At 73.3% G+C, this 11,857-nt stretch carries 11 protein-coding genes; 5 read left to right on the top strand and 6 right to left on the bottom strand.

What is annotated here, in order from left to right; translation table 11 throughout:
- Nucleotides 1-24: 24 nt before the first annotated feature.
- The 3 genes from OG867_RS16355 (at nucleotide 25) to OG867_RS16345 (ending at nucleotide 4,604) form a co-directional block, all read left to right on the top strand.
- The gene (locus tag OG867_RS16355) at nucleotides 25-1,323 is read left to right on the top strand and encodes a M18 family aminopeptidase (protein WP_328901078.1); all 1,299 of its coding nucleotides are present in this window, start codon (nucleotides 25-27) and stop codon (nucleotides 1,321-1,323) included.
- Between the two features lie 122 nt (nucleotides 1,324-1,445).
- Nucleotides 1,446-1,664 carry a DUF6458 family protein gene (locus OG867_RS16350; protein WP_328901079.1) on the top strand — a complete coding sequence of 73 codons (219 nt, stop codon included), beginning with the start codon at nucleotides 1,446-1,448 and terminating at the stop codon, nucleotides 1,662-1,664.
- A 111-nt stretch (nucleotides 1,665-1,775) separates the two neighbouring features.
- Complete coding sequence (locus OG867_RS16345; RefSeq protein ID WP_406286143.1) at nucleotides 1,776-4,604, top strand: BTAD domain-containing putative transcriptional regulator; 2,829 nt, start codon at nucleotides 1,776-1,778, stop codon at nucleotides 4,602-4,604.
- A gap of 46 nt (nucleotides 4,605-4,650) precedes the next feature.
- Here OG867_RS16345 and OG867_RS16340 read toward each other — a convergent pair whose 3' ends face one another.
- Entirely contained in the window at nucleotides 4,651-6,456 is a 1,806-nt protein-coding gene (locus OG867_RS16340) for an NHL domain-containing thioredoxin family protein (protein ID WP_406286141.1), read from the bottom strand.
- Nucleotides 6,457-6,520: 64 nt separating this feature from the next.
- On the opposite strand from OG867_RS16340, the gene OG867_RS16335 reads away from it, so the two are divergent.
- A complete protein-coding gene (locus OG867_RS16335) occupies nucleotides 6,521-7,012 on the top strand; it encodes an LURP-one-related family protein (RefSeq protein ID WP_328901082.1) in 492 nt (163 codons plus the stop codon).
- Nucleotides 7,013-7,078: 66 nt separating this feature from the next.
- Here OG867_RS16335 and OG867_RS16330 read toward each other — a convergent pair whose 3' ends face one another.
- Nucleotides 7,079-7,873 (bottom strand): carbon-nitrogen family hydrolase, encoded by a 795-nt coding sequence (locus tag OG867_RS16330; protein ID WP_406286139.1) that lies wholly within the window; start codon nucleotides 7,871-7,873, stop codon nucleotides 7,079-7,081.
- A gap of 180 nt (nucleotides 7,874-8,053) precedes the next feature.
- Here OG867_RS16330 and OG867_RS16325 point away from each other — a divergent pair, with 180 nt between their 5' ends.
- Nucleotides 8,054-8,878 carry a maleylpyruvate isomerase family mycothiol-dependent enzyme gene (locus tag OG867_RS16325; RefSeq protein WP_406286137.1) on the top strand — a complete coding sequence of 275 codons (825 nt, stop codon included), beginning with the start codon at nucleotides 8,054-8,056 and terminating at the stop codon, nucleotides 8,876-8,878.
- 68 nt (nucleotides 8,879-8,946) lie between these two features.
- Here OG867_RS16325 and OG867_RS16320 read toward each other — a convergent pair whose 3' ends face one another.
- The 4 genes from OG867_RS16320 to OG867_RS16305 form a co-directional block, all read right to left on the bottom strand.
- The gene (locus OG867_RS16320; RefSeq protein WP_406286135.1) at nucleotides 8,947-10,257 is read right to left on the bottom strand and encodes a nitrate/nitrite transporter; all 1,311 of its coding nucleotides are present in this window, start codon (nucleotides 10,255-10,257) and stop codon (nucleotides 8,947-8,949) included.
- Nucleotides 10,254-10,928, bottom strand: coding sequence for a GntR family transcriptional regulator (locus OG867_RS16315; protein ID WP_406286132.1), 675 nt, complete (start codon nucleotides 10,926-10,928; stop codon nucleotides 10,254-10,256). Before OG867_RS16315 ends, OG867_RS16320 begins: the two co-directional genes overlap by 4 nt.
- Before the next feature lie 70 nt (nucleotides 10,929-10,998).
- Complete coding sequence (locus OG867_RS16310; RefSeq protein WP_406286130.1) at nucleotides 10,999-11,499, bottom strand: GNAT family N-acetyltransferase; 501 nt, start codon at nucleotides 11,497-11,499, stop codon at nucleotides 10,999-11,001.
- A gap of 22 nt (nucleotides 11,500-11,521) precedes the next feature.
- A complete protein-coding gene (locus OG867_RS16305; RefSeq protein WP_406286128.1) occupies nucleotides 11,522-11,842 on the bottom strand; it encodes a hypothetical protein in 321 nt (106 codons plus the stop codon).
- Nucleotides 11,843-11,857 lie beyond the last annotated feature (15 nt).

Here is an 11,857-nt window from a genome sequence, read left to right as displayed (position 1 = left end):
CCACGTCTGGCTACAGTGAAGAACATGAGTTCCTCCCTCCGCTTCGACCGCGGGCACACCGACGATCTGATGGCCTTCCTGACGGCCTCACCCTCCCCGTACCACGCCGTGGCCACCGCCGCCGCCCGGCTGGAGAAGGCCGGATTCCGGCAGGTGGAGGAGACCGCGGCCTGGGACGGGACCACCGGCGGCACGTACGTCCTGCGCGGTGGCGCGATCGTCGCCTGGTACGTGCCGGAGGGGGCCGGGGCGCACACCCCGTTCCGGATCGCCGGCGCGCACACCGACTCGCCGAACCTCCGGGTCAAGCCGATTCCGGACACCGGGGCGTACGGCTGGCGCCAGGTCGCCGTGGAGATCTACGGCGGCACCCTGCTCAACACCTGGCTGGACCGCGACCTCGGCCTCGCCGGCCGGATCTCGCTCCGTGACGGCACGGACCGGCTGGTCTCCATCGACCGCCCGCTGCTGCGCGTACCGCAGCTCGCCGTGCACCTGGACCGGTCGGCCAACACCGACGGGCTCAAGCTCGACCGGCAGAAGCACATGCAGCCGATCTGGGGACTCGGGGACGTCGAGGAGGGCGACCTCATCCGGTTCGTCGCCGAGGAGGCGGGCGTCGACGCCGAGGACATCACCGGCTGGGACCTGATGCCGCACCCCGTCGAGCCGCCGGCCTATCTGGGCCGCGACCGCGAGCTGCTGGCCGGGCCGCGCATGGACAACCTGCTCTCGGTGCACGCGGCGACCGCCGCGCTCGCCGCCGTCGCCGGGCAGCCCGACGCCGAGCTGCCGTACATCCCGGTGATGGCCGCCTTCGACCACGAGGAGAACGGCTCGCAGTCGGACACCGGCGCGGACGGGCCGCTGCTCGGCACGGTCCTGGAGCGGTCGGTCTTCGCCCGGGGCGGCGGTTACGAGGACCGCGCCCGCGCCTTCGCCGGCACGGTCTGCCTCTCCTCCGACACCGGCCACGCGATCCACCCGAACTACGCGGAGCGCCACGACCCCACGCACCACCCGGTCGTCAACGGCGGACCGATCCTCAAGGTCAACGTCAACATGCGGTACGCCACCGACGGCGGCGGCCGGTCCGTGTTCGCCGCGGCCTGCGAGAAGGCGGGCGTGCCGTGGCAGACGTTCGTCTCCAACAACGCCATGCCCTGCGGCACGACGATCGGCCCGATCACCGCGGCCCGGCACGGCATCAAGACCGTCGACATCGGCGTCGCCATCCTGTCGATGCACAGCGCCCGTGAGCTGTGCGGCGCGGACGACCCGTACCTCCTCGCGAACGCGCTGGCGGCCTTCCTGGCCGGCTGACGCCCGGGCTCCGGGCGCGGGCGGGGGGCTCCCAACCTCCCGCCCGCGCATGCTCGTTGCCGGGCAGGGTACGCGCTCCGTACACGGCCCGGAGGTCCCGGGCCGCCTGGGAGGCGGAACTCATGGGACTCGGCGGATGCATTCTCCTCATCGGCGCTGGGGCGATCCTCGCCTTCGCGACCGACTGGCACATGGACAGCGTCAACGTCGACCTGGTCGGCTGGATCATGATGATCGTCGGCATCATCGGCGTCTTCGTCTACGCGAGCGTCATCCGGCGCCGCCGCATGGTCGTGCCGCCCACCACGACGGTCGTCTCCGACGACGAACGGCACCTGTGACCGGGGGCGATCCGGCCACACCCCCGGAACACCACGGCGGAATCCCCGATATTCTGGGCACTTGTCCGTGACCCGGAACCGGGCGCGTCAGACCCCGAAGGGGAGCCGCTCGTGGAGTTCCGGCTGCTCGGCACCGTCTGCGTCGACACGCTGACCGGGCCGCTGCCCCTCGGCCCCGCCAAGCGCCGCAGCCTGCTCGCGGCCCTGCTGCTGCACGCCAACACCCCCGTATCCATGGCACGGCTGACCGACTGCCTGTGGGACGAGGAGCCTCCGCTCCACGCCCGCACGGTCATCCAGGGCCATGTCTCCCGCCTGCGCGCCCTGCTGGTCGACGCGGACGCGCAGGCGTACGGGGTCGAGCTGGCGACGCTCGGCGACGCGTACCTCCTCCGGGCGCCCGAAACCCTGCTGGACTCCCAGCGGTTCGAGGAACTGCTGATGCTGGCCCGCGAGCAGCGGGGTCCCGCCGACACGGTGCTGATGCTGAAGGAGGCCCTGTCGCTCTGGCAGGGCCCCGCCCTCACCGGCACCTACGCGAGCGCCCCGCTCCAGGCGGCCGCCCACGCGCTGGAGGAGTCCCGCCTCTCGACGGTCGAGCAGCTGGCCCGCGCGTACGGGAAGCTGGGCGAACACCACCGCGCGGCGGCGGTCCTGCGCGCGGAGGCCGTCGCCCACCCGATGCGCGAATCCCTGGCGGCGGCCCTGATGACCGCGCTCTCCCGCTCGGGCCGCCAGTCCGAGGCCCTGGACTGCTTCCACCGCACCCGCCGCCTGCTCGCGGACGAACTCGGCATCGACCCGGGCCGCGAGCTGGCGGACGCGTATGCGCGCATCCTGCGCGGGGAGGGCGGGCCCGTCGCTCCTGGGCACACCGTTGGGGCCGCCGGCAGCGGCGCACCGCCGGCCGGTTCGCCGCTGCCCGGTGCGGCGTCCGGCGGGCCGCAGCCGTCCGCCGGGAGTGGCACCTCGCAGGCCGTCGTGCCGGCGCACGTGACGCCTCCCCTGTACACCGCCGGAGGCGCACCCGCCGATCTGCTGCCGCGCGCGCCGCGCGGGTTCCACGGGCGGGGGGCCGAGCTGACCGCCTTGTCGCGGGCCGCCGCCGGGGAGGCGCCCGTGTGCCTGGTCACTGGGCCGGCCGGGGTCGGGAAGACGGCGCTCGCGCTGCACTGGGCGCGGCGTACCCCCGCCGCCTTCCCGGACGGGCGGCTCTTCGCGGATCTGCGCGGGTTCGGGGACACCGCGGAGCCGACCCCGCTCGAAGTGCTGCGGGAATTCCTGCTCGCGCTCGGCGTCGCGCCCCGCCGGGTGCCGGAGTCCATGGCCGGTGCGGCGGCCCTGTTCCGCTCGCTCACCGACCGGCTCAGCCTCCTCGTCGTGCTGGACAACGCCCGGGACTCCGCGCAGGTCAGGCCGCTGCTGCCGGGCGGCGCGGACTGCGTCACGCTGGTCACCAGCCGGCACCGGCTCGACGGTCTCATCGCCTCGGACGCGGCCGTCCCGGTCCCGGTGGACATACTCGAACCGACGGACGGCACCGCGCTGCTGGCCGGGGTGCTCGGCGAGGAACGGGTCCTCGCGGAACCGGTGGCGGCCCGGCGGCTCGCCGAGCTCTGCGGCGGTCTGCCCCTCGCGCTGCGGGTGACGGCGGCCCGGCTGGCGGGGCGCCCGCAGTGGACGCTGGCCGCCATGGCCGGTGAACTCGCGGACGAGCGCAGCCGGCTGTCCTACCTGGACGTGGAGGACACCGGTGTGTCCGCCGCCCTGCGGCTCACCGTGCAGCAGCTGCCGCCGGACGCCGTCCACCACCTCGGCCGGCTCGGCCACCACCCGGGCGGCCACTTCGACCCGTACACCACGGCCGCGCTCGCCGGCAGCGACCCGGTCACCGCCGGGGCGGCGCTGGAACGGCTGGCCGCCGCCCATCTGGTCACGGAGGCGGGCCCCGGCCGCTGGATACTGCACGACCTGGTGCGGCTGTACGCGCGGGAACTCGACCCGGCGGCGGCGCCGGACGCGCTCATCGGTGTGCTGGACCACTACATCGCCACCGCGCTCGCCGCCGCGGACACGGCGGAACCGGGCGGCGAACCCTGCTTTGTGCTGCCCGACGACTTCCACGCGCCCATCGCGACCCGGGACTTCACGGACCGGGCGGAGGCGATGAGCTGGCTGGCCGCCGAGCGCGAGGACCTGACCCTGGCGGCCACCGCGGCCCGGGCCGCCGGGCTCGACGACCGGGCGTGGCGGATCATCCTGCTCCAGTGGCCGCACGTGGTGTGGCGGGTCCGGGACGGCTGGACCCCGATGCTGGAACTCGCCCTGGCGGCGGCCGTCGCCCGCGAGGACCCGTACGCCGAGTCCCGGGTCCGCAATCTGCTCGGCTGGGTGCTGGCGGAGGAGGGCAGGACCGGCGAGGCCGTCGCCACGCTGGAGCCCTCGCCCGGACTCGCCCGGCGGGCCGGGGACCGGCTCGGCGAGGCGACGGCGCTCATCAACCTGGCCATCGTCCAGGCCGAGCAGGGCGGCCTGGACGTGGCGATGGAGGGCTGCGAGCGGGCCCTCGAACTGGCCCGGAAGGAGCCCGACGCGCACACCGGGATGCTCGCGCTCCAGCACCTGGCCCGGATGCAGCTCACGGCGGGCCGCCCGCAGGACGCCCTGGACTCCGCCCGGACCGCCTTCGACCTGGGCCCCGAGCACGAGGAGGCGGCCCGCCGGGTGCTGCTGCTGTCCGTGAGCGGCGAGGCCCGCCTCGCCCTGGGCGCGGAGGTGGAGGGCATCCGCCTCCTGGACGAGGCCGCCGCCGAGGCGGAGCGCGCCGGCTACGACGAGGGCGCGGTCCGGGCCCTGGAGGCGCTGCTCCGGGTGACGGCGAGCCCGGACCACGTACGCCGCCACACCGAGGCGACCCGCCGCCTCACGGCGGACGGCTGAGGCGGACGGCTGAGGCGGACCGCTCACGCGGCGCGCCGGTGCCCCCTTACGCGTCCATCCCCGCGAGGACCAGCGGCAGCCGGGCCGCGCCGCCCTCGGTGACGCGGACGGGGACGCCCCAGTCCTGCTGGTGGACGTGGCAGGCCGGGTACTCGTTGGCGGGGTCGTCGTCGCAGGACGCGGCCATCGCGGAGACGTGCAGGACGCCCTCGGTGACGCCGTCCGCGAGGACCAGGTCGCGGAAGAGGTCGGTGCCCGCGCCCTCGCCCTCGGCCAGCAGCCCGGGCGGGGTCGAGGAGACCAGCAGGCGGGTCGAAGGACCGTACCGGGTGTCCAGCTTCTGCCCGGCCGGCGCCTGGAAGACGACGTCGAGCCGGAGCGCGCCGGGAGCGACCTCGGTGGCGGCCCGCTGGGTGCGGTGCGCCTGTTCGGCGACGCGTACGGCCTCCTCGGGCAGCCGCAGCCGGGTCAGCCGGTGCCGGGCGGACTCCACGACGACGAGGTCGCCGTCCACCAGCACGGCGTCGCTGGGCTCCCGCAGGTCCGTGGCCAGGGTGGTGACCTCACCGCTCGCCGGGTCGTACCGGCGCAGGGCGTGGTTGTACGTGTCGCAGACGGCGACGGACCCGTCGGGCAGGGCGGTGACGCCGAGGGGATGCTGGAGCAACGCCTGCTCGGCGGCGCCGTCCCGGTGGCCGAAGTCGAAGAGGCCGGTGCCCACGGCGGTGTGCACGGCGCCCTCGCGGTCGACCCAGCGGAGCGCGGACGTCTCCGAGTCGGCGACCCACAGCCGCTCCTCGGTCGCCGCGAGCCCGGACGGCTGGGCGAACCACGCCTCGGCGCCCGGTCCGTCGACCAGGCCCTCGTTGGTGGTCCCGGCGGCGACCCGCACGGTGCCGTCCTCGGGGTCGTACGTCCACAGCTGGTGCACCCCGGCCATGGCCATCCAGAGCCGGCCGTCGAACCAGGCGACGTCCCACGGCGAGGAGAGGTCCACCTCGCGGGCCGGGCCGCTCGTGGGCGCCCCCTGCCACCACTGGCGGCCGGTACCGGCGAGGGTGGTCGTCTCCCCGGTCGTGAGGTCGAGCGCGCGGACGGCGTGGTTGACCGTGTCGGCGACCGCGATCCGCCCGTCGGGCAGCGGGGCGAGGCCCTGGGGCTCGCTGAAGCGGACCTGGTCGGGCCCGCCGTCCGCGAACCCGCGCTCGCCCGCCCCGAAGTGCCGGCGCACGGTCTCGCCGTCCGGGTCCAGCTCGACCAGCCGGTGCCGGGTGGTGTCGGAGACCAGGAAGCCGCCGTCCGCGAGGAGCAGCGCCTTGCCGGGGAACCGCAGATGCGTGGCGACCGGCTCCGGCGCCACGTACGGCCCGTCGCCGCGCCGCAGGGTGCCCTTCGCCGCGTGCTCCGTCTCCAGCTCCTCGACCAGCTTCTCGATGGCGTGGGCGTGGCCCTCACCGGCGTGCTGGGCGACGACATAGCCCTCGGGATCGATGACGACGAGCGTGGGCCAGGCGCGTACGGCGTACTGCTTCCAGGTGGCCAGCTCGGGGTCGTCGAGGACCGGGTGGTGAACCTCGTACCGCTCGACCGCGTCCACGACGGCCTGGTGCTCCGCCTCGTGCACGAACTTCGGCGAGTGCACGCCGATGATCACGACGGTGTCGCGGTGCTTCTCCTCCAGCTCGCGCAGCTCATCGAGAACATGCAGGCAGTTCACACAGCAGAAGGTCCAGAAGTCGAGGATGACGATGCGTCCTCGCAGGTCACCGAGGGTGTACTGCCGGTCGCCTGTATTGAGCCAGCCGCCCTTGCCGATGAGTTCGGGGGCCCTGACGCGTGCACGTGTTGCCATGAGACCAGTCAACATCACCGTGGCGTTCCCGCATTCCACAGGTGACTCGGGGAACCTGTGAGCCATGAGACTTCTCGTGCGTGAGCGCCTGTTCAGCATCGGCGACGACTACTGGATCGAGGACGCGGACGGCCGCAAGGTCTTCCTGGTCGACGGCAAGGCCATGCGGGTGCGCGACACCTTCGAGCTGAAGGACGCGCAGGGCCGGATTCTCGTGGAGATCCGCCAGAAGCTCCTGAGCCTGCGCGACACGATGCTGATCGAGCGGGACGGCGAACAGCTCGCCAAGATCAAGAAGAAGCATCTGTCGCTGCTCCGCAACCACTACCGCGTGACCCTGGCGGACGGCACGGAGCTGGACGTCAGCGGCAAGATCCTGGACCGTGAGTTCGCCATCGACTACGACGGAGAGCTGCTGGCCCAGATCTCCCGTCGCTGGCTGTCCATCCGGGACACGTACGGCATCGACATCGTGCGGGACGACGCCGACGCGTCGCTGCTGATCGCGGTGGCGGTATGCGTGATCGTGCTCGCGGAGAAGGACCACGACGACTGATCGCGCCGACTGCGCGAAGGGCCCCTTGTTTCACGTGAAACCGTGAGACGAGGGGCCCTTCACACGTCAGATGGTCGGCGCGGCCAGCCCGAGCCGCCGGTCCTTCAGCGCCGGGAACTGCTCCCGGGTCGCCGCGACCTTGGCCGTGTCCAGTTCCACGGTCAGCACCTCCTCGTCCGCGCCCGCCTCCGCGAGCACCTCGCCCCAGGGGTCCACGACGAGGGAGTGCCCGGCCTGCTGGATGCCCGCGTGGGTGCCGGCGGAGCCGACGGCGAGGACGTACGCCTGGTTCTCGACGGCGCGGGCCCGGGCGAGCAGGGTCCAGTGGGCGCGGCGGCGTTCCGGCCAGCCGGCCGCGACGACGAGGGTTTCGGCGCCGGCGTCGACCAGGCCCCGGAACAGCTCCGGGAAGCGGAGGTCGTAGCAGGTGGAGAGGCCGAGCGTGGTCTCCGGGAGGGGGACGGTGACCAGGTCCTCGCCCGCGCCCATCATGACCGCCTCGCCCTGGTCGAAGCCGAAGCGGTGGATCTTGCGGTAGGCGGCGGCCCGCTCGCCCTCGGGGGAGAAGACGAGCGTGGTGTTGTAGAGGGTGCCGTCCCCGGCCCGCTCCACGAAGGAGCCGGCGTGCAGCCAGACCCCGGCCTCGGCGGCGGCCTTGGCCATCACCTCGTGCGTCGGTCCCGTCAGCGGCTCCGCCTCGTCCTCGAAGGCCGTGTACGCGAAGGCGCCGACCGGCCACAGTTCGGGCAGGACCACCAGATCCGCGCCCCGCTGCGACGCCACCAGCGAGGCGGCGCGTTCCCTGCGGGAGTCAACGGGTTCGTCCGGGTCTACTGCGATCTGGATGAGGGAGGCGCGCACACTACCACCGTCCTGGCATTCGAGCCGTCAACACCGGCCTACGATCGTCACACGAAAGCACTGCCGGGGTGCCTGCTCGCAGCGTAACTTAGCCACCGAACCTCATTGCTGCCCGCAGCCCGCAGCCCGACCGTCCGCGCCCAGTTGCCCATGCACCGCAGAACCTGCACGAGGGGTCCCGTGACCGTCCATCCCAGCCTCCAGACCTACGCCGACGCCTGGACCCACTCCATCGAGTCGATAGCCGAGCTGGTGAGCCCGCTCGCCGAGGGGGCGTGGAACGGCCGCACACCCTGCCCCAACTGGTCCGTACGCGACATCGTGTCGCACATCATCGGCATGGAGTGCGAACAGCTCGGCGACCCGCGCCCGATCCACACCCTGCCGCGCGACCTGTTCCACGTGCAGAGCGAGTTCGCCCGCTACATGGAGATGCAGGTCGACGTCAGGCGCCACCACACCGCGCCGGAGATGACCTCCGAGCTGGAGTACACGGTCATCCGCCGCTCCCGCCAGCTGCGGAACGAGACGCGGGACCCGGAGACCATGGTGCGGGCGCCCCTGGGCAAGGAGCAGACCCTGGAGACGGCGCTGCGGATGCGCGCGTTCGACGTCTGGGTGCACGAGCAGGACCTGCGGACGGCCCTGGGCAAGCCCGGCAACCTCGACTCCCCCGGCGCCCTGGTCGCCCGCGACGTCCTGCTGCTGGGGCTGCCGAAGGTGGTGGCCAAGAGCGCGGGCGCACCGGCCAACTCCGCCGTGGTGCTGGACGTCCACGGGCCGCTGGAGTTCATGCGCACGGTGCGGGTCGACGCCGAGGGGCGCGGTTCGCTGGACGTCGCCCCGTCGCTCGGGCCCGCCGCGACGCTGTCCATGGACTGGGAGACGTACGTCCGGCTGGCCTGCGGCCGGGTGCGGCCCGCCGCCGTGGCGGACCGGATCAAGGCCGAGGGCGACCAGGAGCTGGCCGACGCCATCCTCCAGCACTTTGCCGTCACCCCGTAAACACCCTTCGGCACACAGCGGCGCCCGCCCCCACGAGGGGGACGGGCGCGCCGCCGTTCGGGGCCGGATCACGCCGGCACGTGCACCGCTTCCACCCGGCTGATCACATGGTGGTCGCGCTCGCGGCGCGCGGCCCTCGCGCGCAGCCGCAGGATCTGCGTGACGCCCAGCGCCTCCAGGACGAAGACCGACGAGAACGCCACCCGGTAATTGTCACCGGTCGCGTCCAGCAGCACGCCGACCGCGAGCAGCGTGGTCATCGAGGCGATGAAGCCGCCCATGTTGACGATGCCGGACGCGGTGCCCTGGCGCTCCGGCGGGTTGGCCGGGCGGGAGAAGTCGAAGCCGAGCATGGAGGCGGGCCCGCACGCCCCGAGCACCACGCACAGGACGACCAGCAGCCACATCGGCGCATGGCCCCCGGGGTGGAAGATCGTCACCGCCCACAGCGCGGCCGTCGTGCCGACCGTGCCGAGGGCGAGCGGGACCCGGGCCGCGTGGTGACGGGCGATCAGCTGCCCGTAGACGAGCCCCAGCATCATGTTCGAGAGGACCACCAGGGTCAGCAGCTCACCGGCGGTGCCCCGGTCGAGCCCCTGGTCCTCGACCAGGAACGGCATGCCCCACAGCAGCAGGAAGATCATCGCCGGGAACTGCGTGGTGAAGTGCACCCACATCCCGAGCCGGGTCCCGGGCTCCCGCCAGGAGGCGGCGATCTGCTTGCGCACATACGCCCCGCCGGCGTGCTGCGCGGGCGGCGGCTCGTAGCCCTCGGGGTGGTCCTTGAGGAAGAGCAGGAGCAGCACCAGCACCACGACCCCGGCCAGCGAGCTGCCGACGAAGGTGGTCGTCCAGCCGAAGCCGTGCAGGGCGCGGGCGATGACCAGCGTGGAGATCAGGTTGCCCGCCATCCCGAAGAGGGCGGCGACCTGGCCGATCAGCGGTCCGCGCCGGGCCGGGAACCAGCGCGTCCCCAGCCGGAGCACGCTGATGAACGTCATCGCGTCGCCGCATCCCAGCAGCGCGCGGGAGGCGAGCGCCGTGCCGTACGAGGGGGAGAGCGCGAAGCCGAGCTGGCCGAGGGTGAACAGGACGGCGCCGAAGGTCAGGACCCGCTTGGTGCCGAGCCGGTCGACCATCAGGCCGACGGGTATCTGCATGCCCGCGTACACGAGCAGCTGGAGGATGGAGAAGGTGGAGAGCGCCGAGGCGTTGACGTCGAACCGGTCGGCGGCGTCGAGTCCGGCGACGCCGAGGCTGGTCCGGAAGATGATGGCGACGAAGTAGACGGCGACACCGACGCCCCAGACCCGGGCGGCCCGCCGGCCGCCGGGCGGGTCACCGGGCAGGGGCAGGGTGGGCGCGGCGGCGGAACTCACCGGTCCTCACCCCGGACCAGCACCTTGACCCGGCCGACGTGGCGGCGCACGACCTGGGCGGCGCCCTCCGCGTCACCGGACCTGATCGCCTCCAGCAGCTCGCCGTGCTCCGCGATGTTGGCGGCGATCCGGTCCGGGTGGGCCTCCATGACGGCGACGCCCATCCGCAGCTGGCGGTCGCGCAGCTGGTCGTAGAGGCGGGACAGGATCTCGTTGCCCGCGTGGCGGACGATCTCGGCGTGGAAGCAGCGGTCCTTCACGGAGACGGTGGCCAGGTCGCCGGTGTCGGAGTAGTGCCGCTGCTCCTCCAGGAGCGCTTCGAGCCGGCCGACCAGCTGCGGGGACGCGGGCACCGCCTTGCGGGCGGCGAACTCCTCGACCAGCAGCCGGGTCTCCACCACGTCCGCGATCTCCTGGGCGGAGACGGCGAGCACCAGGGCGCCCTTCTTCGGGTAGAGCTTGATCAGCCCCTCGACCTCAAGGCGCAGCAGCGCCTCGCGCACCGGAGTGCGCGAGACCCCCACGGCCTCGGCGAGGCCGCCCTCGGTGAGCAGGGTGCCGCCCTCGTAGCGGCGGTCCAGGACGGCGTCCTTGACGTGCGTGTAGACGCGCTCGGCGGCCGGGGGCCGCTTCGCGGGCGGGGTCACGGGGGCGGGTGCGGGGGCAGGCATGGACACAGCATAGATACAACATGCACGCAAGCACCGCCCCGTCCACGATGTGGGCGACGGCGTGGGCCGGCTACCGCTCGATGGACAGCAGCAGCGTCGTGCTGCCGTCCTCCTCGGCGATGTCCCTGACGTGCTGGAACCCCACCTTCCGCAGGGCCGCCAGCGAGGCGGCGTTCGGCTCGGCCACGGTCGCGTACACCTGGTCCAGGTCCAGCGTCTCGAAGCCGTACGCGACGATCCTGCGCGCGAGTTCGGTGCCGAGGCCCTGGCCCCACGCCCCGTGCGCGAGGGCGTAGATCAGCTCATGTCCCTCGACGGCCTTCGACGGTTTGATCTCCGCGTGGCCCACGAACCCCCCGTCCCGGCGCACGGCCCAGACGTCGAAGGCCCCCGGCTCGTACACGTGCGTGAAGACGCGGGCGAAGAGGGCGCGGGTGCTCTCCTCGGGCTCGGGTCCGTCGCCCATGTGGCGGGAGACCCGTTCGTCCGCGAAGAGGGCGACGAAGTCCTCCTCGTCGGCCGGCACGTACGGTTCGAGCAGCAGGCGCTCGCTGCGCAGGGAAGGCGTCATGCCGGGGACGCTATCCCAGCGGCTACGCGGACGACCCGTCGTTTTCCACCAGCCGCAGCGTCGGGCGCCGGGGCGCGAACTCGCCGAGGCCGAGCGCAGCCTCGCGCCAGTGCGCGGCCAGTTCGAGCAGCCGCTCCTCGTCCTGGCGGTAGTCCGGCTCCGGCACGTCCGGCACGGTCCGCCACAGGATCGTCGCGGCGAAGCGGACCGCGTGCAGCGCGGCCGTCGTATGCGCCTCGACCCCGTCCTCGCCCAGCTGCCGCAACGCCTCCAGGCGCTCGGCGAGGGCGAGGAGCTCGCCGTATGTCCTGACGGACTCCTGCGCACGCACGACATCGTCCACGGTGACCTCCGGCCT

Source organism: Streptomyces sp. NBC_00209, assembly GCF_045206345.1.
Taxonomy (GTDB): Bacteria; Actinomycetota; Actinomycetes; order Streptomycetales; family Streptomycetaceae; genus Streptomyces.
This window is presented reverse-complemented; position numbering and strand designations above follow the sequence as displayed.